Genomic DNA, 22,942 nt, shown 5'->3' on the forward strand with positions numbered 1-22,942 from the left:
ATAATCCATTCGGGTTCAGTGAACAGCCATACTGGTTCAAGAAAAGTTAGCCGATGAATCGTTAAAAACCAAATAGTTATGATTGCACTTAAGCCATATCCATAAATTATTTGGACTGCAGTTAAGTATTTAATTCTGCCTAAACAGATGAACAAAAACGGAAGATACGCAAAATTCCATTCGAATAAATGATTACCGTAAGTTATTGTAGATAAAATAATCGTAACAAATCCAATAGTCACCAAATACATTCTAGGATACTTGCCATCTAATAAAAATGAAACAGTTATAATATACATCCAGCCGATCCAATAAAACAATATTCCGTCCATGTCTTCCCTGCTCCTTTCTTTTAAGAGCAGTTTCACCGAAAAAATACAGATCTAAACCTAAGATTAGGTGGTCATTTATCCTTTAGAGTGAAAAACCAGCAGGAAAGCGTAAGAAGATGGTCAACGTGCATTTAGTTCACATAAGCTGACCGCATAATATCGGGGGACAATCCAACAACAGCATGATATTGAGGGACTAAAAAAGTATACATTGACTTTTTCAACCCCTCAGACATTACCTTCGATTTGCATATGTAGTTGTATCAATTCTCCGTTCAACAAGCCACTCTTTTGTGCGGCCGGAAATAAGAATAGAGCTTTTCTGAAGTTCCTGAATCGAACGAACACCTAGAGCAGTCATAATAAAACGCAGCTCCTTAAGCATTGATTCCACATGAACGATCGTTCGATCAATACCATCATCTCTTATCCATTTTAAAACATTTCCCGCCATACCAGCGGATTCGGCACCAAGAGCAATTACTTTTGCAATATCATGTGCATTTTGAATGCCTCCTGAAGCCAAAATGGCACCAGGCTTTTCTATAGACTTGACCTCTGCAATCGATACAGCGGTGGGTATTCCCCAATTATCAAAGCTAGTCATAGGATCATCTCTTCTAGCATTCTCAATCAAAGAAAAGTTTGTACCTCCTAAACCACCAACATCAATTATCGATACACCAATTTCCTTCAATTGCTGAGCGGTTTCTCGGCTCATCCCGAAACCAACCTCTTTTACAATAACCGGAACTTCAATTTGATTAGAAATTTGCTCAATTCTTCTCAAAGCTCCTGTAAAGTTCCGATCCCCTTCAGGCATAACCAACTCTTGAATCACATTCATATGAATTTGCAAAGCATCAGCTTCTAACAAATCTACACAAAATTTTGCCTGATCAACACTTGCTTCACTTCCAAGATTTGCAAAGATTATTCCGGTGGGATTTTGTTGCCTGACGACTTTGTATGATTGCTGTTCTGTCTTATCTTTAATGGCAGCCATTTGTGATCCAACTGCCATTGGTATATGAAACATATTGGCTAATTGAGCTAACTCTCGATTTATTTTCTCTGTTGCTGATCCCCCGCCACCGGTCATAGCATTGATAAAAATCGGCGAACTCGTAGATAGCTCGCCGATTTCAGTTGACAGTGATACCTCATCAACACTAATATTTGGGAAACTTTGATGTATAAATCGTATATCATCTAATCCTGTGCCTCTGCTCTGTCCAGTACTAAGAGCATGTTCTATATGATCAAGCTTACGTTTGGAACGACTCATATTTCCACCTTCAATCTTCAAAAACAATTAGAATTTAAGTGACTTTCTTAGCTCCAAATAAAATGCTCGTGCCTGCACGACTCATCTCAAGTTAAGGCTAAAAAAAGCCTTGGTGCAGCCTGGTTCTGATCGCTAAGTATTATTTTTTATATTTATCTAACTGGTCACCAATGACATCTCCGAAGGAAAAGCCTGAATTGTCATTATGCTTTTGATATTCTTTTTTAGCTTCAGCTTCCATTTTTTCTTCTTGTTCTTCCTCAAGTATCCGAATACTTAATGAAACCCGTTTCTCGACTGTATTCACATCAAGAACCTTCGCTGAAACCTTTTCTCCTTCTTTTAATACTTCACCAGGCGTACCAATATGGCGGTTTGCTATTTGTGAGATGTGTACCAGTCCTTCGACTCCAGGAGAAACTTCAACAAACGCACCAAATGCTACTAAGCGTTTCACCGTTCCTTCCACAATATCACCTTGCTTAATTTCATTAGCAACTAGCTCCCATGGTCCAGGTTGTGTTTCTTTGATGGACAGAGATATTCTTTCGTTATCTGGGTCAACACCTAGCACCTTCACTTTTATTGTATCGCCCTCGCTCACTATTTCTGATGGAGATTCTACATGATGATGTGCCATTTGAGAAATGTGAACTAATCCATCCACACCACCGATATCAACAAACACCCCAAAGTCAGTGAGTCTTTGCACGGTTCCTTCAATTACTTCTCCTTCTTTTACAGAAGAAAGGGTTTGCTTTTTCTTTTCGGTTACTTCTTCATCAATTACAGCACGTTGAGATAAAATTAATTTATTTCTTTCGCGATCCATTTCAATAACTTTTAATCGGAGAGATTTACCGCGATAATCCGAAAAATCTTCCACATAATGTCGTTCGACGAGAGAAGCCGGAATAAAACCACGTACCCCAACATCAACTACTAAACCGCCTTTTACTACATCAGCAACTTCTGCTTCAAATATATCTCCTGATTCCAAGCGTTCTGCCATTTCATCCCATGCTTTTTCAGCTAAAACTGCTCGTTTGGATAAAAGTAGTTCATCTTCCGTTAGCTTTATTACTTTGAAATCATGCTCTTCGCCTTCCTTAAGAACATCACTCACTTTTTCAACATGCAGGCTGGAAAGTTCACTGATAGGCAAAACGCCATCCATTTTATACCCTACATTAATAAACGCTTGTTTCTCCTCTACTTTAGCGACTGTTCCCTTTGTCAAATCACCTACTGACAAAGTTTTGAACTCAACCATCTCATTATTCATTTCTTCTACCATTGACATTAACCTCCCTAAATCCCGATCAACAATACGGGTCCATAAATGCTATTTATGATCATCTTTCACATAAGTGAAAGAAATTACCTGTTTGTCATAAGAGAAAGACCTAAGGTTCAGGCTTCTAGCTGAAACCTCTTCTCCGTTATCCACACGTTTATCGTGATTGGTCTAGTAATGATTGAATACCATTCATAATTTCTTTTGTTGCTTCTTCTGGAGATGCTTTTTGTTCCCTAAGTATACTCATATTTATGGGATCACCGTATACAACCTTTAAAGTAGAAAATAACTTATAGCTACCAATAACCGCACATGGTACAACATAGGCTTGAGATCGAAGTGCAAAAAATCCAACTCCTGCCAAACCTTCACCTAGTTCACTTGTTTTACTTCTTGTACCTTCTGGAAATACGCCGATTAGTTCTTCTTCTTTTAAAAGCTTTAAGCCAGTTCTTAATGCTTGTCTGTCGCTTCCACCCCTGCGAATAGGAAAGGCTCCCAATTTTGGTAATAAACTCTTTAAAATTGGAGCATCAAACAATTCTGCTTTCGCCATAAATCTCGTCTGTCTATTAATAAATGCACCTACTAGTGGTGGATCTAAATAATGAATATGATTACTGCACAATAAAACTCCGGAATTTTCTGGAATCTTATCCTTATCTATAATGAGTACACGGTAAAAAAGACGAAAATAGACTCTGCAAATAAATTTACCGAAATCGTGTAATCTACTCCACATTATAATCCCCCTTATCAATAAGGGCATTTATTGCTTCAACAACCTCATTTATGGTCATCGATGTCGAATCAATTTCTATTGCATCTGATGCTTTTTTCAAAGGGGCTACTTCTCTTTCTGAATCTAATTTATCTCTTTGAGCTATTTGCTTTTTCAAAGATAAATAGTCAGATTTAATTCCTTTAGAAACCAGCTCCTCATGCCTTCGTGTAGCTCGCTCTTCTACGGTAGCCGTTAAAAATATTTTCAGTTCTGCGTGAGGCAATACAGCAGTTCCTATATCACGACCATCCATAACAGTTCCTCCTGCCAAAGCAAGTTGCTGCTGTTTTGCTACCATTTCTTTTCGAATTTCTCCATGCTTTGCTACATAGGAAACCTGACCGGTAACTTCCGAAGAACGAATTTCTTCGGTGACATCTTGTTTATTTAAATATATATGCAGGACGCCGCCTTGATTTATTAGTTGAATGTCCGTTTTTTTAAGGAGATTCACTAATCCCGGCTCATCATCTACGTTACAATCATTTTGCAGAGCGTACCAAGTAAGTGCACGGTACATTGCTCCCGTGTCAACATAAATGAAGGAAATCTCTTCAGCAACCATTTTAGCAACGGTACTTTTCCCTGCTCCTGCTGGACCATCAATAGCTATGTTTATTCTTTTATTCATACTGTATTTCCTTTCTAGCACTACTACAAATTATGTTGTTAATATACCCCATATATTATCACATTTACATGGGAACGGTCTATTTATTCCAAAACCTTCTTTAAAATAGTTTCTTGGATTACGTATTAGAAATTTTTTCTTTTTTCTTCATTTCAAGCTGCTTTTCATAGCAAAATTGAACAATTTTTTGTCTTTCTGTATCTTCTATTTCACTAAACTGAAACATTCCTTTTAAACGTCCAGAAGATTCAATCGCACGTATAAAGGAAGCAACCACTGGAACATACTCAATGGTTCCTGACTGATGATGAAGGGAAAGCCAGGTATTTATTTTTTGATCCGGCTGTAACGTTGGTTCTTTAGGAAGAATCAATGCCATTCCACCACCACTCAAATCAACACTAACGGTAGTAAAAGCTTGAAATTCCCCCCTCATAGAATGGACGGCAACATCTATAGACGCGTCTACACGGAAATGTTGGCGACGTTGAATTCGTATATAGTGATCCTTCCCTGGATCGCTTAACATCAGCATCGGTACCTTCCCATTAGATTTACCGAGAACTTCTGTATCAAACATGTAAATAGCCTGATCATTGCCTTGTATCCAAACTCTAAATTGTGTACCTTCAAAAAAGAAACTTGCTTTGTGAAAGTTTTTCTCTACAGGGAAGTCTATATATATTTTGTCTGTTTCAGCATCTAAAATTTTACTTTTAAAAACTTTTTTTCCACTCTCTGGATCATTTAATTCAAGATTTATCGTATTGCCTATTTTAATCAAATGAACCTTCCTCCCCTTGTTCAATTTACTTCACGATATGTAACATTCTATACTAAAAATAATTCTCCTGCATCTCTTGCTCTATTACTACTTAATTATATCAAATTCAGACACAAATCGTGTAATCGATTAGAAACATTAGTTTTAAAAAACACGCACCGTCTTTTATTATATACAGCGTGAGCTTTTGTCACCCCGAGTAACACCTCTGTAATTTCGTTTAGGTGCTGCTAGAAAGGAGGGCTGATTTCTCTAGATGCACGTGGCTTAAAGATACCTTGCAAGAAAAAACCGTTAAGAGTTTTACTCCTAACGGTTAAGTTTAATAATATGGATAGTTTTCTTTTATAAAGTTGTTCAGCCCTTGAAAATTCGTTCAGGGTTTTGCATTTTCTGGACTCCCTCTTCGCGTCCATTTTTTGCATTGATAAAAATTCGGTAAGTATCTTGATCAATGACCCCATAAAACTCATGGCATAAAACTTCTTCCTCTAATTGATTTTCAATCACTCCGAGATGATGCTCCTTCACATCCAAGTGAGGATTTAGATTTTCCTCCGCCTCTTCCTGAGTCAGGGTAACTTCTAAGTCTCGGTCTTTTTTATAATTAGCTAAATATGGAAAAGCTTCAAAACCAATTACGTCGCCTTGATCAAGTGCAACTTCTAATATAATCCCATCTGAATAGATTCTTACATCGTCTTTTAATACAACAAACTCAAAGACACCAATATTGTCATATTGTTTACTGTCGACCAATTGCATGCTGTCGTATTCGTTTCTTTCTAAAAAGGCTTTTGCTTTTTCTGATGCCTCATTTAAACTAATCTTTTGTTCTTCAACATCTCTTTCGTTGAGCATCCAAACTGCATGACCACCTTTTTTCGTAATGTCCATTGTCGTCGTAGTATCATGCTTCTCATCCGGAACAGTTACGGTATAGGCCTCATATTCCAGACCTTCACCAGCCATTTCTATATCTATGTTACCTTTATTTCCTAAGCCTAGAAACTTCGCAGCCTTATCTCTTGCTTCTTCTTCATTTATCTCTTCACCACTTAAATTTTCAGCAATTTCTTTTGCATTTGATGATAGATGACTATCGCCTGCACCAAAATCAACTTCTGAGAACGCCCCTACTTTTTCATCGATGATGTGAAATCCATCTATGATAGAGTTATCCAACGGCTCGTCTTGAGCTTGCAATTGGTCATTAATATCCATCCAACGAACATCATCTTTTAAAACTTTTGATTGAACGTTTCTCATTTCAGTTTGTATATCTTTTGATTGACTATATAGTGTTTTTAAATTCTCATATTCATCTTCTGTCAATGGTTCTTCGTCAAAGTCCCTAACCGCATGGCGGTAAGAAAATTCCCCCAGTTTATATAAAAATTCTTCGGTTTTACTGAATGAGGAAAGAACCAATGGAAATTGTCCAATATCATTTTGCGCTTCCGAAGTAATCTTCCAAACCTCTGATAAAGATGGAGATAATCTTTCCTTTGAATTCATTGCAAGTGTAGAACCGAGTTCGTCATGTATTAAGTCCACTCGGTAGGTTAAGTCATGAAAAGCTCTTTGGTACGTATTTTCCCCTTGTATCACCAAGGCCTCTTTTTCTTGATGTTCATTATAGCCCCAGACTCCAGTGCCAATAACACCGGCAGCTAAAACACCTATTAAAATATTGCGTATCATATTCTCACCTCACTTTAATTATTCGCAAAATACGTGCTTGCCGATCCGTTTTATTTGTGGTCTCCCCCATATCCATGCTGAAGTAGCTGTATCCGGGTTAAAATAATAAAGTGCATCTCCAGTTGGATCTTGCCCATTTATAGCATCTAAGACCGCTTTTTTAGCATCTTCATTAGGTGTCAACCAAATTTGACCGTCTGCAACGGCTGTAAATGCCCTTGGTTCAAAAATGACGTCTGTAACAGTATTTGGGAATGTTGGGCTTTGTACACGATTTAAAATTACCGACGCTACAGCTACTTTTCCGACGTGAGGTTCTCCTCTAGCTTCACCATGTACCGCCTGAGCCATGATGTTGATGTCATTATCTGAATAACCCTCTGGAACGTTTACTGCTTTTTGAATACTAACCCCATCATCTTCCTGTGGGATTGCTTCCTCAGGAGCCGGTGTTTCATCCGGAATATCTTCACCTGGATAACGCGTTGGTGTTCCTTCTTCAGGCGTTTCCGCTTCTGCTGGAGGTTCTGGTGCTGCCTGATCAGGTGCCTTATCTGGTGCCTTTTCTTTAGCTGGTTGCTTCGATTCCTGTGTATCTTTTTTTGGTTTAGGATCTGCTTTCTCCTTACCGCCTTTAGGTCCTTTTTGTATGTTCTTATCTACGCCTCCATAATAAGTAAACTCCCTTCCTTCCCTTAACATCCGATGTACAAATTCCTTATCAAACTCTGTAGCTTTTTCAAGCATACCTTTCATTTTTTGTCCTACTAAACCATCTACCTCTAATTCAAATTTTTCTTGGAAGTTACGTACTGACCAATAGGTCCCCCACCCAAAAACACCATCGATATCTCCCTCGTAATAGCCGTTGTATTGAAGCCTGGCTTGAAGCTCAACGACATCTTCACCTGTAGCGCCTTTTTGAACCACTTGATCTGAAAAAGCATCTGTGTCAACTGGCAGAGCCATAGTAAACAAACATACGAAAGTAATATAAAACAAGAGTTGTTGGATCGTTTTACCTTTATACCACTTCATCTAAATCCTCCTTCTATGATGCTCGTATATCACAATTATTTGGAATACATCTAGTTTTATCTAAAGTTACGATTTTATTCTAAATCCTTGTTTCTAAAAATTTGAATAGTTATCACAGAAGATTGAAGAATTACTGCTTACTTTCCGTGTCGATCCATAAGTCGCCTCGAGCAATTGCTCCATGGGATATCACTTGGATCTTAATTTGATGGTAGAGAATACTACTATTAAAAGATAGTTAAACAAAAAAAATACAAGGCGCAATCGCCTTGTATTTTTTCTTTATTCAGGTGTAACATCTAAATCAATTTTAGTTTCATTTCCGCAGACACAACGTTTAAATCCCGTGTCAAAACCGCCTAATTCATTAGGTCGTCCGCGAAGGATATATTTCTCTCCGCATTCTTGACAACGAATTGTTACCTTATACCTATGTTTCGTTTCAGGCAAAAAGATCACTCCTTTTTCAACATCCATTCTCGTTTTTTCCATTATAACGTGTTTAAAAAGTTATTAAATATCACTATACAACGAAAGAGGGGGTAGATTCAAGAATTCGAGTCCTTTAGCCTGTAACATCTTTAATAATGTGAAGAGCTTGATTCTGATTTGCTTTTTTAATATTCCTTAAAGCTACAATCCATAAACAAACCATAAACGGAGCTAAAGCATATATCCAGTGATTAAGGCTGGCCAAAATCAAATTATAAAACCCATGTAACACTATAGGAATGAATAAAGCTAGAAATAAATACCTGTTTCGTTTATTTATATGAAACTTCGCTTTACCAAAATAATAGCCCATTACAACTCCGAATAATGCGTGACTTGTAACTGGAAAAATTGCACGGTAAAATGCAGTATCTAGCCCATTAGCTAATATAAAGAGAATATTCTCAATCGATGCAAATCCTAACGCTACAGCAGTGGAATAAACAATTCCATCATACCGTTGGTTAAAATGCACATGGTAAAAAACTGCAACAAGAACAATAAACCATTTAATGAATTCTTCTACAAAAGCAACTTGAAAAAAAGTAATTAAAAGAGAAGAATTAAAAGTAGTTTCTTCCGTTATGACAAATTGAATGAACATCACAGGGAACACTAAAAGTGCCCCAAAAATAAAACAGCGTATAACCATCAAAACAGGTTCTTGTTCAAATTCATCTTTTAAATAAAAAAAGATTAAAAGTGCTATAGCAGGAGTGATTGCCACTGTTATAATCGAAAGCATAGCAAATTTCCTTCCCCTGTAAAATTAAATATTGCCACGGACATTTTTTATTAACTACTACTATAGTAGAAAAAGTTTACGCATAATGCAATAATAACCTTGTGATTCAAATCATACTTAAAGGAGGACTAAAATGAAAAAGATACTTATTTTACATACAGGTGGTACGATTGCTATGAGCGAAGACGTTCAAACAGGAGAAGTGAAACCAAATTCTAATAACCCCCTTCACGACACAATCATGAAAATGGAAAACGTTTCAATTTCTGTTGAAGACTTTTTAAATGTTCCTTCTCCTCATATGACGATCGGAAATATGCTTTCGTTAGCCAAAAGAATTGATGAAAGAGTGATAAATGAAGCATTTGACGGAGTTGTTATAACTCACGGCACCGATACATTAGAAGAAACAGCATACCTTTTAGATTTAACGGTGATCTCCTCGGTTCCAGTAGTAGTAACTGGGGCAATGAGATCCAGTAATGAGCTTGGCTCAGATGGCCCTTATAACCTTTTGTCATCCGTTAGAACTGCAATGAGTGATCAAGCTCACGATAAAGGGGTTCTAGTTGTACTTAATGATGAAATCCATACAGCTAAAAACGTTACTAAAACTCACACAAGTAATATTGCAACCTTTCAAAGTCCACAGTATGGACCAATTGGTATTGTTACGAAGCGTCACGTACAATTTCACCAATCACCAACAAAACAAGAGACTTTTCCCGTTGAAAAAATGTCTAAAAAAGTTTTACTTGTAAAAGCAGTCGCAGGGATGGAAAAAGAAGTCTTTGATGCAATATGTAATATTCATATGGACGGCCTTGTCATTGAAGCACTTGGTCAAGGCAATGTTCCACCTGAGCTTGTATCTGCAATCGAAAAACTTGTTCAAAATAATATTCCTGTTGTTTTAGTTTCCCGCTGTTTTAATGGAATCGTTCAAGATGTTTACGGATATAAAGGGGGAGGAAAACACTTGAAAGATATTGGGGTCATTTTCACCAATGGACTAAGTGGACAAAAAGCTCGAATAAAGTTAATGGTAGCCTTGGAAAGCTCATCAGAAACAAAGTCTCTTCATTCTTCCTTTGATCTATAATCAAAATACTAGCGTTTTGATGAAGCTTATTAAGAAAAACATGTAGCGTCTTATTTAAAGCAAAAGAACTGCTTTCTTAACCATAGGGTTTAAAAAGCTCGAAGTAGCAAAGGCGGCGACTCCGCAAGGACGAACTTTCCCGAGGAGGCTGAAGCACTGCCCGCGGAAAGCGTCCGCCTAGAGCGGATTCGAGCCCCTCTGTTCGGTAGCATAAACCTCTCTTCTTCCACCTACCTATATTGATGTTTTTTTCTCTACTAGGTAATCCGCGATGATTTCTCCGTGATGTCTGCCATTTTCTATAAAAATTTCATTGGCATTGTTTCCAGCTGCAATAACTCCGGCTATAAAAATATTATTTACATTTGTTTCCATCGACGAAGCGTCAAACTCCGGACGCCCTGTTTCCTCATCAATCATAACACCTATTCCACGGATAAAAGCATGGTCAGGATGGTAACCTGTCATTGCAAAAACAAAATCAGCATTGTGCGTTTCGATTGATGTCCCGCTTTTTGAAACAATCGTATCATCTTTTATCTCCATAATTTCTGTATTAAAATGCATACTAATCAATTTGTTTTTCACCAATGATGCAAATTCTGGTAAAATCCACGGCTTGATACTCTTAGAATACTCTTCCCCACGATAATAAACATGTACTCTGGCACCTGCCTTTTCCAGTTCCAGAGCAGCATCAATCGCCGAATTCTTCCCACCTATAACAGCCACATCCTGATCGAAAAATGGATGTGCTTCATGAAAATAATGATATACGTGTGGTTTTTCCTCGCCATGTATACCCATGAAATTCGGCGAGTCATAGTAGCCCGTTGCAATAACAATATACTTGGATATGTATTTTTTTGTTTTACCGGATCTTTCTTTTGTCTCTAATATAAATGAGTTGTTTTCTTGTGGATCTACAGAAATAACTTCTTCATACGCATTAATTCTAACTTTTTTATCTTTAACTACCTGCCTGTAATATACGAGGGCCTCGTTTCGTTTTGGCTTTCTTTCAGTACTGTAGAAAGGAATGCCACCAATAGACAATTTTTCACTCGCACTAAAAAACTGTTGATGGGTCGGATATTTGTATAATGAATGAACAATATTGCCACGTTCAATGACTAAAGGGTTAAAACCTTTTTTTTGTAATTCAATGGCCGCGGATAATCCACAAGGTCCCGCACCTACAATAATAATATCTTCCTGCCTCATGTTAGCAACCTCATTTCACGAATCAAAAAGAATCCCCACAAACATAAGGGATTCCATCTGAATTTATTTAAAAAGATGGTATCGTCCTGTTCTAATTAATCAATAACCTACTGAAAAAACCTTACAAAACTACCGCTCGTTTTCTATCATTGATAATAGATTAAATCCAGCCTCTAAACCTGCTCGCTTCAGCCATTTTTCTCACGCCTACCATATATGAAGCTAATCGCATGTCCACATTTCGAGTGGTTGCGACACGGTAAACATTATCAAAAGAACTTACCATTACTTTTTCCAGCTTAATCGCTACTTCTTCTTCTTCCCAATAAAATCCTTGGTTATTTTGCACCCATTCAAAATAAGACACCGTAACTCCACCTGCACTGGCTAATACATCAGGAACTAGTAAAACTCCACGATCATTTAGTATCTTGGTTGCTTCCATTGTCGTTGGTCCATTGGCCGCTTCCACAACAATGTTAGCTTTAATTTTATGCGCATTTTCTTCTGTAATTTGATTTTCTATGGCAGCAGGAACTAATATGTCACAATCTAATTCTAATAGTTCTTTATTTGTAACCGTATCTTTGAACAGTTTGGATACCGTACCAAAGCTGTCACGCCGATCTAATAAATAATCTATATCAAGTCCTTCTGGATCGTATAAACCACCATATACATCGGAAATACCTACCACTTTAGCTCCTGAATCATGCATGAATTTAGCTAAAAAACTTCCCGCATTCCCGAAACCTTGGATAACAATTCTCGCCCCTTCTAAGTTAACGCCCTTTTTTTTGGCTGCTTCTCGAATGCATATCGTAACACCTTTTGCTGTGGCAGACTCCCTACCGTGAGATCCTCCAAGAACAAGAGGTTTTCCGGTGATAAAGCCAGGAGAATCAAACTCCTTCATACGACTATATTCATCCATCATCCAAGCCATTATTTGTGAATTTGTAAACACATCTGGTGCCGGGATATCTTTAGTAGGGCCTACGATTTGGCTAATTGCACGAACATATCCCCGACTTAAACGTTCAATTTCACGGAATGACATTTCTCTTGGATCACATACGATCCCGCCCTTACCACCACCGTAAGGTAAATCCATAATCCCGGCTTTCAAGCTCATCCATATCGATAAAGCTTTCACTTCAGTTTCTGAAACATCCGGATGAAATCTTACGCCTCCCTTAGTTGGTCCAACAGCATCGTTATGCTGGGCACGATACCCAGTAAATATTTTAATTGAATCGTCATCCATTCTAATTGGAATTCTTACAGTCATCATTCTAAGGGGTTCTTTCATCAACTCGTAAACCTCGTCAGAATAACCGAGTTTTTCTAAGGCTTGTTTAATAACAATTTGGGTTGATTGCAATACATTTTGGCTGGACTTTTTGGCTTCCTTTACGTTCTTCTCTGTATTTTCCACCTTTTCGCTTCCTTCCATTGATATCACCTCTGCAGATCTCCATAGTTTATGAACTTTTCAGTTGCTCTATCTACCTCTAACTATAAAGAAGTTATGGCTATAATTCCACTTTTCTTTCCATATACTTTATATTTTCTCAGATACATTTCAGAGCACCCTCACGTTTAACCAATGAATGTATAGTCTATGTTCTAATTAGAAAAAAACCCATTCAAAATGGGTTTCAGCAAAAATATTTAATTAAATCTTTGACTGCATTTTTAACGATAATTGGATTTCCATACGCCTCAAGAAGAGCTTTCGTACAAGTGGTACGGTTCCCATATTCTTGAATCATTGGTTCGTAATATAATATTTCATCAGTAGAATAAATCTCGGTAGGAAATAATAAATAATAGTTGTTTTTATAGCAATATAACTGGCCTTCCTGAACATTGTTTCTGCTTAGTTCAACTGCAAGATGAATGACATCATCCAGGCTCTCAAAACGATAAATAAATGGATCAGTACTAGGAACAGCACTTGTAATATCCCATTCCATACTAATATCATCGTGATCTTCCACTAGTTCTTCTGTTTTAGTGACAATAATAACAATTCCCTGACTAGGAACAGAGTATACTTCCACAACAATAGGACCATCTGGATCAAAATCGAGCTTTACACTTGCCTCTGTAATCATATCCCGAAAAACTTCGTCAATAACTGGGGTATCAAACCATGTATTCTCTGTTGAAATCCCACGTTGATCGAGATCATCATACGTTAGAAATATTTTCATTTTATCATAAGCTAATCTCTCAAGACGCATCGAACACCCTCCCTCATTCTGTTCCTTTTTCAGAAAAGAGGTCCTCTCTCTTATCGTGATTATGATAAAGTATGTTATTCATAAAGAAAGGGTTCCATAGGGTTTATACAAAGTTTGAAGTTCATAGCTTTTCTTTTAACCACTTTGTCCATTCCTCTTCAGAATCTCCAACAAAAAATGAATTATATTTTAAATCATCTGTGGTATAGAGACCTTTTATTGCATGTCCTCCAACACCTACAGAAAGATACGGAAAATGATTATGGAGGTTTTCAGCAAGCTGCATCGTATTTTTTAAATATTCACTCATTGTGCAAGAGATGATAATCATTTTCGGCTCGACTTCATTAACAACCAGAAATACATCATCTTCAGGAATTCCTGAACCAAGATAAATGGTCTCATACCCTCTACGCTTCAAGAAAAATGTAAATATAAGTAATCCTATTTCATGTCGCTCTTCTGGTCCGCAAACGCAGATAACTTTAGGTAACAGACCATTAACAGGTAAATTGTGAAAAACCATACCAATTTTCGTCCGTAAAAAAGAAGTCACGAAATGTTCATGCGCTGTAGTTATTTCTTTTTTTTCCCATTTGTCACCGACGTCTGCTAAGATCCCTCCAAGAATGTTAATAACAACTTTTTCAGTGGAAAACACACCAAAAGCTTGATCTAGAAGCTCATTACTTTTTGTTTCATTAAATTTAAGTAATGATGACAGTAAATCTTTTTTTAATTTTCCGATTTGATTATAATTAGCCGTCTCTTCCTCCATAACTTCCTGATAGTCATGCTTGTCCAATAATTCGACTGCTTGGCTGATCGTAAATCCATTATCTACTTTATTAATAATCCATTTTAGTACTTTTAATTGTTCATCTGTATACAAACGATGCCCGGCATCATTTCTGACAGGTTGAATAAGTTGATACCTTCTTTCCCAGGCTCTCAACGTACCAGGATGGATGCCAAGCAATTTAGAAACAGCTTTTATGTTGTATTTACCTGCCTGATCTTCCAAATCCGTTCACCTACTTCGTTCTAAGTATAAAGATAATAATATCAAGTATACGTTATTCTAATTATTGTGTAAAACCCGTACAATGTTTGTACAGGTAACGAAAATGGTTCCCCGATATTTCATCCTTGATCAAAAACTTGAACTTGGTTTCTAAAACAAGCTAAATACTACTCCGAAGAGTCAGAAGCATTGTCCGCCTAAAAAATAATACCAAAAAAGATTGTGTCAGAAAGTCTGCAGACCTTTGACACAACCCAAAATTATTTATGAAAAAGATTAATATCATGTTCTTCTTTTAATCTTTTATATACTTCTGTTTGCTTTTCTTTAGTGCTCCAAATATCATATGAACGATCAATCAGATCTTCTTTCAATCGATCAAAATCACTTTCTGCCTTTTCGAATGAAAATTTTTTATTGTTTAGATTAACAAACATTAATCCAATAGCCAAGATGAACACTAATATAATAGGATCAGCAATTAATTGAGAAACATAGTAGGTATCCATCCATCTAACATACAAATATACTACCGATAATCCTAAAATACCAAGGAGATAGACCCCGGCTCGTACAAGTTTTTTTTGTGCCTTCGTTTCTTTTTCCTTAGCTTTTATTATCGCATTAACAAGATATACTTCCATTGATTGATTTTTATTTAATGAATCCAACATAAACTCTCTCCTTTCTATCTAAGCATATGAAGAAGGAGAGAAATATAGCATCATTGATTCAACTATTATCACGAATCAAATTAAAGCCTTTGAATCCATATAGGGTATGTAACCATTGCAGCTACTAAAAATAAAAATAAAATCAATAAGATTCGAACTAAAGGAAATCTTATCATTTTTTTCTTTTTTTTCTTTTTTTTCTTTTGCACGCGTGATTTCTGTTTATCTTTGCGACGATGTGCTTCACTTCTTGGCGGAAATTCCTGAACGTCCAAAGTTGCGGATGTATCGTCTTCATGCGATTGATTTTCCAACTCTTTTTCACTTGTATGATTCTTCACAACTAAAATCACCTCTTTAATCCATTCCTCTACATCTATCATAAGAGTATCATTATACGCTTCATTCCGGAATAAGCATTTTTCATTTAAAAGCTAAGAATTAATAAAAGACGGCTATGCCGTTTTTCTTAGAATTTATGTGCTATTTTATTTTCGAGTATCTGATCATTAATCCAAGTATAAAATCAATTGTAAAATGTGCAACAATAACTGTTAATAGATTGTCTGTAAAATAATATAAAAAACCCAGTGAAATGCTTAGTAATACAGTAAAAGAAAATAAAAATAGATTAGACAAATAGCGTATATGAATAATTGCAAATAAAAATGATGCAATCCATAAACCAAAGTTTGTTTGTAGAACCCCGCGAAATAAAAATTCCTCGCTAAAAGCAATGACAACTGTAAGTACTAAAATATGCAAGGGAGACCTTTTTAAGAATATCCGTGAATTAATTCCACCATCATCAAACCAAGAACTAGGCAAAATTTTATATAAAATTAATTCTAAAAAAACGACTGACAAACCAATAACAAAACCCATTAAGATGTGTTCTATTTGGAAATGAATGTTATCCAAAGGGCTAAACCATCTCCCTGTTAGCCATTTACTAATGACAATGCCAATCACTAATATTGTCATTTGAGTTAAATACAGATTTTGTAACAGCTCTTTATCTGTGAGTGTCTTTATGAGTTCACTCTGTTTATTTCCCATAAAGACCTCCAGCGTTTGTGATCAACATGTTCTCTAACTCTTTCGACCAATCACTTTCCTTGTGAATCGACCTTTCTGATCTCACGTTGTAATTAATACTATCTATTTCCTTTAAATACGTTTCTGTCAGTTGACATTGAGAACAGCAGAATTCTGGTAAAACCAAGATTTCTTCTTCAAAATAATGGGACACATACCTACGCAAGCACGTCCGAGATAAAACAAAAGATTTTATTCTCTCTAATTGTAGAATTTTCTCTTTTTTTCTTGTTTGAAACTTAACACGTAATTTCTTAATAACATGCTGTTGTTGCTCATTTAGTTGCAAGTTTCCTTCCTCAATCAAATTTTCCTGATCGAGGTAATAATGCAACATTCTGTAGCTGTTATCGTCTAATTGATAAAAGTTGCGTAACTCCTCTAAAGAATAATGAGAAAAATCACTTTCATCGGATAAGTAATTGAGTAAATCATCATCAGGAAATTCGTTCTCAATAAAAGAAAGAGGTAATAGCTGATCTTCAGGCTGATAAATTAGTAAAGCGGTACTTTGTGATTGGTCTCTACCTGCTCTTCCTATCTCTTGCACATATTGCTCTATAGATGAAGGTAAGTGTAAGTGTATAACCGTTCTCACATTAGACTTATTAATCCCCATTCCAAAAGCATTCGTACAGCAGATAATATCTAGCTCATCATGAATAAATTGATGTTGGATTAGCAATCGATCTTCTTTTGTCAGCCCTCCGTGATAAAAGGAACTTTCGAAATTTGTTTCTTTTTTCAAGAGGTCAGCAATCCTTTCCGTCTCCTGCCTTGTACCCGTATAAATAATAGCCGGTGTTTCAACTTGATTTATTCTAGCAATTAGCAGCGCATGTTTTTCTTGAACACTTGCTACTTCTTCGATTCCAATATAAATATTCTCTCGATTAACTGGATAACGTATAACTACTTCGTTTTCCATTTTTAGTTGCTCCCGAATATCCTTTTCCACGAGTGGTGTTGCCGTAGCAGTCAACGCCAGGCAAGATGGATTTCCTAGTGAACTTCGAAGGCTGTTCAAGCGTAAATAATCTGTGCGGAATTCATGTCCCCAGTGTGAGATACAATGAGCTTCATCAATAACAAATAAAGTTATTTTTTGTCTTACGAGAGCTTGTTTCACAAACGGAAGGGATGCCATTTCAGGGGAGAGGAATAATAAATCTAGGTCGCCCAATCCCATCATAAGATCTTGTTTTTCTTGTTGATTAAGCAAACTACTCAAATGAGCTACTCTTTTATTCCCACTAGCCTTCATCTGGGTGACCTGATCCTCCATTAATGAAACTAAGGGAGAAATAACGAGCGTCAAACCTCCGAGAATTAACGACGGTAAATGATAACACAGCGTTTTCCCTCTACCTGTTGGAAGGATAGCTAAAACATCCTGCTGATTCATTACAGCTTCGATAATTTCTCGTTGACCTTCCCGGAAGGTATCAAAACCAAATAAATTTTTTAATGTAGCATCTAAATTGCTCAAGTTCTTACAACCCCTTTCAGTTTTTGCGATAATGCTACTCGAATCTGAAAGTAGGAAAATCTATCCCCAAGATTGTCTTTTATTGGTTTCAGTCTGGTTGTTTGTAACAAATCAGCCGTTTGTTGAATGAGCAGTTTCGCTTCCTCCGTTATAAAAACGTTTGTGTTAAAACCAGGATCATGAATGGATAATTCAACAATATGATCTTCTATCGTACTTATCTTTAATCCTCTAGCATAGGCAATCCTCTGCAGATCCAACCCTTTATCTAAATGCTCTTTTGTTTTTCTTGCAGTATCTGTAACCAGCTGTTCCTTCATTTCCAACGGCAACAATATGGGAAGGATAGAATATTCTTCTGGCGTTTGACTAACCTTAGTAATAATCTGATGTACAATAGCCCAAAATATAATTTCGGTATAGTGCGGATCTTGTTGAAAAGGCATCGACAATTGGGAATAAGTACGACCGGTTCGTTGGCTGGATGTCAATTTTTTCACAAATAAATTTGCTTTTTGATCTGAAGATAAATGTAGTATTTGTTTTAAATCTTTTACCAAAGCTTGTCCTATATCAACAATTGATCCATTGGTTTTCAATAATTGTTTTACTTGTTGCTGGGATTGCTTCTTTACCGACACGGGAAGGAATCGATAATTATTATCCTTTAAATGAGATACGGTTTGAACAAGTAAAGATAAGTCTTCCCAGAATGAAGCAGCCACATGATTCCATTCGTATTTCAAACCGTTAAATTCCGTTGGGAAATGATAAACCGCGGATAGCTCTTTTAATTTAAGGCATCCTTCAGCAGTTAATGAAACTGTGTTAAGAGAACACTCTTCAAGCATATTTTTATTTTTCATTTGCTGGCTCAAGTTTTTGAGTTCTTGGAATGAATACCTTTTAAGGGAAGCTGTAATATCTTCACATTGAAACAAGGAAATATCTTGAATAGTCTGTGCTGATCTCTTTCCCTTTAATAGATGTATTACACCATTTAATGTTTTTTCTCCTTGCATCCGATACACGGCTAATAAAAGAATATACTGTAGAAAATTTATTTTAATGTCCTCCTTTCGGTACTAATTTTTATTAAATGTTGTTTTTAGACGAAGTGATAGTTCAGTTTTATTCCACATCCGATCCAAAAAAAGCCTATCATTTAAGTGTTAGAGCTTATTTTTAACTATTGAAATGTCATGTCATTACCTTTACAATGAAAAGATAAGAATAATTTTCACCCTAGAGAGTTGTTCTTGAAATGTAACCCTTTATAAAATGATCCAAGCATTATATAGGGATTCGATATTATATATTTATGGGAGGTATTTCCTTATGGCAAAGTTTACTATTGTAGACAAAGACACTTGCATAGCATGTGGTGCATGTGGCGCGGCTGCTCCAGATATCTATGATTATGATGATGATGGAATTGCATTTGTTATTCTAGATGATAATGAAGGAACTAAAGAGGTTCCAGAAGAACTTCATGAAGATATGGAAGACGCACTTGACGGCTGTCCAACAGACTCCATTAAAATTGCTGACGAATCATTTGATGGAGATGCTTTGAAGTTTGAATAAGTTTTTAAAAACCACCGTTATATTTCCGGTGGTTTTTTAATCCACATTTATACTACTGAGATCCCTGCACAACAAACTCACAGATTTTTCTTCAAAATGATTTTAAAACGCTATTTAATAAAGAGTTCCTTTTCAACACCCGTAATATGACTCATCATTAGGTTGAAAGCTTTCTCAGCATTTTTGTTTTTAATTGCTTCATAAATCGCTTGATGTTCTATGTGGAGTAGCTCCATTTTTTGTCGATTAGAGTACAAAAATACTTGTCTGGCTTCCTTCATCGATTCTTGTACTGTACTTGATATGGTCTCCATCAGCCTTTCTAACATTGGATTATTCGTCGCTCTCACTATGGCCATATGAAAATCAATATCCCCTTTCTCACCTAATTCCCCATTTCCGTAAGACAGACCCATATTGTTTAATATAGATGACATTCTCCCGAGATCCTCATCTGTCCGATTCAAAGCAGCGATAGATGCTGCACCAGTCTCATTTAGTTTTCTCACTTCAAATAGTTGACGAAGATCTTCTTTGACCATAATCGATGGTATTAGTTTCTTTGAAATGTCATAATTATTTTTTTTGACAAAAGTCCCTTCTCCTTGGTGAATTTCAATTAATCCCATCGCCTTTAAAGCACTTAAAGCCTCTCTTATAGCTGATCTACCAACATCGAACTCTGCCGCTAGTTTTTCCACAGAAGATAGCCGATGACCCGGTTCATACTCACCACTTATTATCATCTCGGTTAATTGTTCCGCCACCAGGTCATATATCTTTTTAGATTTCACTTGTTTCATCAAATTTAGCGCCTCATTTCACGTTTCTTACGAATAGTCGATAAAGCGATTAATTACTTAAATTGTAGCGTTTTTTTAGCAAATATACAATCTCACTTTTTCATAGAAATCCAAAATGAAGGACAATATTATAACTCCTTAAAAGTTACTTCTCTTATTTATTTAATTATCATGGATATAACTGGATGACGCAAAGATACATGCAAGCTTTTCAAATTACTTCAGTAAAGACTACAGAATTCAATACAGTATGTCTAATTATAAATTTTAAAAATTGAATTAGCTCTCTTTTCGTGGTACAGTAGTCAAAGTATAAAATAATAGAACTGAGAATTAGAAAGGTTGATGACAGCAATGAAAAGATTTACTAGAAAAACTTTTTTGGCTATTCCTTTAGCTGGGGTACTTCTCCTTGCAGCATGTGGTGGCAATGAAACCGAAAATAATACAACAAATAACGGGGCAAATAACAATGAACCCGCTACAGAAGAAAATGAGGCAACTAACACAGAAGAAGTACCTGCAGAAGATAATGAGGCCGCTGTAGACCCAGAAACAGAGGCTGCAATGCCTGAACCTGACTTAGAAGGTATTCCTGATGTAGTTGCAGAAGTCAATGGTGAAGAGATAGCAAAAGAAGAATTCGTAACGACTTACGAAGGACAGTTCCAGCAAATTGCAATGCAGTCACAGATGTCAGGCCAAGAACTTGACCAGGATCAGCTAAAGACTCAGGTTGCAGAAAGTATGATTGGTACAGAACTACTTATACAGGAAGCTGAAAATGCTGGCTTTGAAGCTTCACAAGAAGAAATTGACGAAACACTTGAGGAGTTAGCAACTCAATTTCAATTAGAATCAAAAGAAGAATTCATGACTCTTATGCAAGAACAAGGCATGGAAGAAGAAGAAATAATGACTCAACTTGAAATGCAAGTAAAAGTTGATCAACTTATTGCTAGCGAGGCTGGTGACATTGAGCCAACAGAAGAAGAGCTACAAGAGTATTATGATCAAATCGTTGCCCAGCAAGAGCAAATGAGTGACGAAAATAGTGAAGAAGTAGAAATACCATCTTTTGATGAAGTAAAACCTGAAATTGAAAAACAACTGAAAAGCCAAAAAGAATCAGAAGTGTATCAAACATTAATCGAAAGACTTCGTGAAGAAGCTGACGTCACGATAAACCTATAATATCTTTATTTCCAGGCACTGAAAAGAGATTTAACTCTTCCAGTGCCTTTTTAATGTATTATCATTGTTTTTCCTAATGATCATTGATTTGCTTCAAATAGAGGTGCTGAAAGCTGCTTCTGGTGGAAGCTTTCCACTGGTAACACAACCCTCGTGAAAACCATATCTCATCCTTACTCAGTATGAAACACGTCTCCCCCACGCTCATACAAAATGTCACTTTTATTAGCTCTTGCATTAACCACTCTTGCAACAGCAAAGAAGTAATCAGACAACCTGTTTAAGTAAGCTACAGCAAGGGAAGAAACTTCACTATCATCATTGATACGGACTGTTAATCTTTCCGCTCTTCTAGTCACTGTTCTACATACGTGTAAATGGGCAGCAGATGGCTCTCCTCCAGGAAGAATAAATTTCTTCAATGCAGGCGCTTCACCCCAATATTCATCAATTTTAGCTTCTAAGTATGTTACCGCATCTTCCTGCAAAGACCACTTTTTTTCAGCAGTTACATTAGCTAAGTCACCACCAAGGTCAAATAACTCATGTTGAATTTTTAACAAGTCATCTTTAACGTCCTGACAATGATCCACCTTTAATGATACAAGTGCCACACCAATAAAACTATTTAATTCATCCACAGTTCCATAAGCCTCTACTCTGTCATTTGTCTTTTTTACGCGCTTTCCAATAAGAGACGTTTCTCCCTTGTCACCTTTTTTCGTGTATATTTTCATTTCTTAGCATCATCCAATCATGTTAGTTTTGTAAACTGATTCCTCCACATTATAACAGTCACAAATCATCTTGTATTAATATTAATTATATTTGTCTTACACGATTAACAACGGTAAGATAATAGTGATAGGAGAGTGATATAAATGAGTGTAGAAGAACATAAGAAAGAAGCTCCCAAAAGTGTATCATGTATGATATTAACGGTATCCGATACTAGAACCCGTGTAACAGATAAAAGTGGCACTATTATGAAGGAAATGCTGGTAGAGGCTGGATTTAAAGTAGCTGCTCATAGAATTGTAAAAGATGATTACACTAGCATCCAGGAGCAAATAAGATACGCTGACCTTGATAAAAATATTGAAGCTCTATTAATTAATGGAGGTACAGGCATTACGTTTCGTGATACTACGTATGAAGCTGTATCAAGTATGCTTGATAAAGACCTTCCTGGCTTTGGGGAGATTTTTCGATATCTAAGTTTTGAAAAAGACATTGGCTCTGCGGCTATGCTGAGTAGAGCAATTGCGGGTGTAAGAGGAGAAACAGCTGTTTTCTCTACTCCTGGTTCTTCCGGGGCTGTGAAGCTCGCAATGAAAGAACTTATAATTCCGGAGCTAGCGCATGTTATTCGGGAGATTAATAAGGATAAATAGAATGGC

General features: G+C 36.5%; 25 protein-coding genes. 4 read left to right on the forward strand and 21 right to left on the reverse strand.

The features are described from left to right. The 10 genes from ACHABW_RS18325 to prsW form a co-directional block, all read right to left on the reverse strand. Positions 1–332: YphA family membrane protein (locus ACHABW_RS18325; RefSeq protein WP_435757394.1), on the reverse strand; the 332-nt coding region annotated here is incomplete at its 3' end. Positions 333–567: 235 nt separating this feature from the next. Next, positions 568–1,620 (reverse strand): type 2 isopentenyl-diphosphate Delta-isomerase, encoded by a 1,053-nt coding sequence (gene fni / locus ACHABW_RS18330; protein WP_435757396.1) that lies wholly within the window; start codon positions 1,618–1,620, stop codon positions 568–570. Positions 1,621–1,759: 139 nt separating this feature from the next. Then, a complete protein-coding gene (gene rpsA / locus ACHABW_RS18335) occupies positions 1,760–2,917 on the reverse strand; it encodes a 30S ribosomal protein S1 (RefSeq protein ID WP_435757398.1) in 1,158 nt (385 codons plus the stop codon). Positions 2,918–3,074: 157 nt separating this feature from the next. After that, positions 3,075–3,662, reverse strand: coding sequence for a lysophospholipid acyltransferase family protein (locus tag ACHABW_RS18340; RefSeq protein WP_110935227.1), 588 nt, complete (start codon positions 3,660–3,662; stop codon positions 3,075–3,077). Further along, a complete protein-coding gene (cmk, locus tag ACHABW_RS18345; RefSeq protein WP_110935226.1) occupies positions 3,652–4,335 on the reverse strand; it encodes a (d)CMP kinase in 684 nt (227 codons plus the stop codon). The genes ACHABW_RS18340 and cmk overlap by 11 nt, the downstream gene beginning before the upstream one ends. A 118-nt stretch (positions 4,336–4,453) precedes the next feature. Next, positions 4,454–5,119, reverse strand: a complete 666-nt coding sequence (locus ACHABW_RS18350; protein WP_435757401.1) for a flagellar brake protein — start codon at positions 5,117–5,119, stop codon at positions 4,454–4,456. A 357-nt stretch (positions 5,120–5,476) separates the two neighbouring features. Further along, the gene (gene ypeB, locus ACHABW_RS18355) at positions 5,477–6,823 is read right to left on the reverse strand and encodes a germination protein YpeB (RefSeq protein WP_435757403.1); all 1,347 of its coding nucleotides are present in this window, start codon (positions 6,821–6,823) and stop codon (positions 5,477–5,479) included. A gap of 18 nt (positions 6,824–6,841) precedes the next feature. Then, entirely contained in the window at positions 6,842–7,861 is a 1,020-nt protein-coding gene (sleB, locus tag ACHABW_RS18360) for a spore cortex-lytic enzyme (protein ID WP_435757405.1), read from the reverse strand. 282 nt (positions 7,862–8,143) lie between these two features. Next, positions 8,144–8,311 (reverse strand): hypothetical protein, encoded by a 168-nt coding sequence (locus tag ACHABW_RS18365; protein WP_223292219.1) that lies wholly within the window; start codon positions 8,309–8,311, stop codon positions 8,144–8,146. A gap of 115 nt (positions 8,312–8,426) precedes the next feature. Next, entirely contained in the window at positions 8,427–9,098 is a 672-nt protein-coding gene (gene prsW, locus ACHABW_RS18370; RefSeq protein ID WP_110935222.1) for a glutamic-type intramembrane protease PrsW, read from the reverse strand. A 133-nt stretch (positions 9,099–9,231) separates the two neighbouring features. Here prsW and ACHABW_RS18375 point away from each other — a divergent pair, with 133 nt between their 5' ends. After that, on the forward strand, positions 9,232–10,200 hold the full coding sequence (locus tag ACHABW_RS18375) for an asparaginase (protein WP_435757408.1): 969 nt from the start codon (positions 9,232–9,234) through the stop codon (positions 10,198–10,200). 234 nt (positions 10,201–10,434) lie between these two features. On the opposite strand, the gene ACHABW_RS18380 is transcribed toward ACHABW_RS18375, so the two are convergent. The 9 genes from ACHABW_RS18380 to ACHABW_RS18420 form a co-directional block, all read right to left on the reverse strand. Then, entirely contained in the window at positions 10,435–11,424 is a 990-nt protein-coding gene (locus ACHABW_RS18380) for a YpdA family putative bacillithiol disulfide reductase (protein WP_435757410.1), read from the reverse strand. A 160-nt stretch (positions 11,425–11,584) separates the two neighbouring features. After that, the gene (locus ACHABW_RS18385) at positions 11,585–12,880 is read right to left on the reverse strand and encodes a Glu/Leu/Phe/Val family dehydrogenase (RefSeq protein ID WP_110935219.1); all 1,296 of its coding nucleotides are present in this window, start codon (positions 12,878–12,880) and stop codon (positions 11,585–11,587) included. Between the two features lie 205 nt (positions 12,881–13,085). After that, positions 13,086–13,673, reverse strand: coding sequence for an adaptor protein MecA (locus ACHABW_RS18390; protein ID WP_435757412.1), 588 nt, complete (start codon positions 13,671–13,673; stop codon positions 13,086–13,088). A gap of 121 nt (positions 13,674–13,794) precedes the next feature. After that, on the reverse strand, positions 13,795–14,697 hold the full coding sequence (locus tag ACHABW_RS18395) for a MerR family transcriptional regulator (protein WP_435757414.1): 903 nt from the start codon (positions 14,695–14,697) through the stop codon (positions 13,795–13,797). 260 nt (positions 14,698–14,957) lie between these two features. After that, positions 14,958–15,371 carry a DUF2663 family protein gene (locus ACHABW_RS18400; protein WP_110935216.1) on the reverse strand — a complete coding sequence of 138 codons (414 nt, stop codon included), beginning with the start codon at positions 15,369–15,371 and terminating at the stop codon, positions 14,958–14,960. 80 nt (positions 15,372–15,451) lie between these two features. Further along, positions 15,452–15,712 (reverse strand): hypothetical protein, encoded by a 261-nt coding sequence (locus tag ACHABW_RS18405; RefSeq protein WP_435757416.1) that lies wholly within the window; start codon positions 15,710–15,712, stop codon positions 15,452–15,454. Positions 15,713–15,854: 142 nt separating this feature from the next. Beyond that, positions 15,855–16,430, reverse strand: coding sequence for a lysostaphin resistance A-like protein (locus ACHABW_RS18410; protein WP_435757418.1), 576 nt, complete (start codon positions 16,428–16,430; stop codon positions 15,855–15,857). After that, positions 16,420–17,958 (reverse strand): RecQ family ATP-dependent DNA helicase, encoded by a 1,539-nt coding sequence (locus ACHABW_RS18415; RefSeq protein ID WP_435757420.1) that lies wholly within the window; start codon positions 17,956–17,958, stop codon positions 16,420–16,422. The genes ACHABW_RS18410 and ACHABW_RS18415 overlap by 11 nt, the downstream gene beginning before the upstream one ends. Beyond that, complete coding sequence (locus ACHABW_RS18420) at positions 17,955–18,824, reverse strand: helix-turn-helix domain-containing protein (RefSeq protein ID WP_435757422.1); 870 nt, start codon at positions 18,822–18,824, stop codon at positions 17,955–17,957. The genes ACHABW_RS18415 and ACHABW_RS18420 overlap by 4 nt, the downstream gene beginning before the upstream one ends. 472 nt (positions 18,825–19,296) lie before the next feature. On the opposite strand from ACHABW_RS18420, the gene ACHABW_RS18425 reads away from it, so the two are divergent. After that, positions 19,297–19,545 (forward strand): ferredoxin, encoded by a 249-nt coding sequence (locus ACHABW_RS18425; RefSeq protein WP_110935211.1) that lies wholly within the window; start codon positions 19,297–19,299, stop codon positions 19,543–19,545. Between the two features lie 110 nt (positions 19,546–19,655). On the opposite strand, the gene ACHABW_RS18430 is transcribed toward ACHABW_RS18425, so the two are convergent. Continuing rightward, the gene (locus tag ACHABW_RS18430; protein WP_435757463.1) at positions 19,656–20,348 is read right to left on the reverse strand and encodes a FadR/GntR family transcriptional regulator; all 693 of its coding nucleotides are present in this window, start codon (positions 20,346–20,348) and stop codon (positions 19,656–19,658) included. A 354-nt stretch (positions 20,349–20,702) separates the two neighbouring features. Between ACHABW_RS18430 and ACHABW_RS18435 the strand changes: the two genes are divergently transcribed. After that, positions 20,703–21,542, forward strand: coding sequence for a SurA N-terminal domain-containing protein (locus tag ACHABW_RS18435; protein ID WP_435757425.1), 840 nt, complete (start codon positions 20,703–20,705; stop codon positions 21,540–21,542). A gap of 173 nt (positions 21,543–21,715) precedes the next feature. Here ACHABW_RS18435 and ACHABW_RS18440 read toward each other — a convergent pair whose 3' ends face one another. Further along, the gene (locus ACHABW_RS18440) at positions 21,716–22,279 is read right to left on the reverse strand and encodes a cob(I)yrinic acid a,c-diamide adenosyltransferase (protein ID WP_110935208.1); all 564 of its coding nucleotides are present in this window, start codon (positions 22,277–22,279) and stop codon (positions 21,716–21,718) included. A 144-nt stretch (positions 22,280–22,423) separates the two neighbouring features. Here ACHABW_RS18440 and ACHABW_RS18445 point away from each other — a divergent pair, with 144 nt between their 5' ends. Continuing rightward, a complete protein-coding gene (locus ACHABW_RS18445) occupies positions 22,424–22,936 on the forward strand; it encodes a MogA/MoaB family molybdenum cofactor biosynthesis protein (RefSeq protein WP_435757427.1) in 513 nt (170 codons plus the stop codon). Positions 22,937–22,942: the final 6 nt, after the last annotated feature.

Source organism: Salipaludibacillus sp. CF4.18 (genome assembly GCF_051262595.1).
Classification (GTDB): domain Bacteria; phylum Bacillota; class Bacilli; order Bacillales; family Salisediminibacteriaceae; genus Salipaludibacillus; species Salipaludibacillus neizhouensis.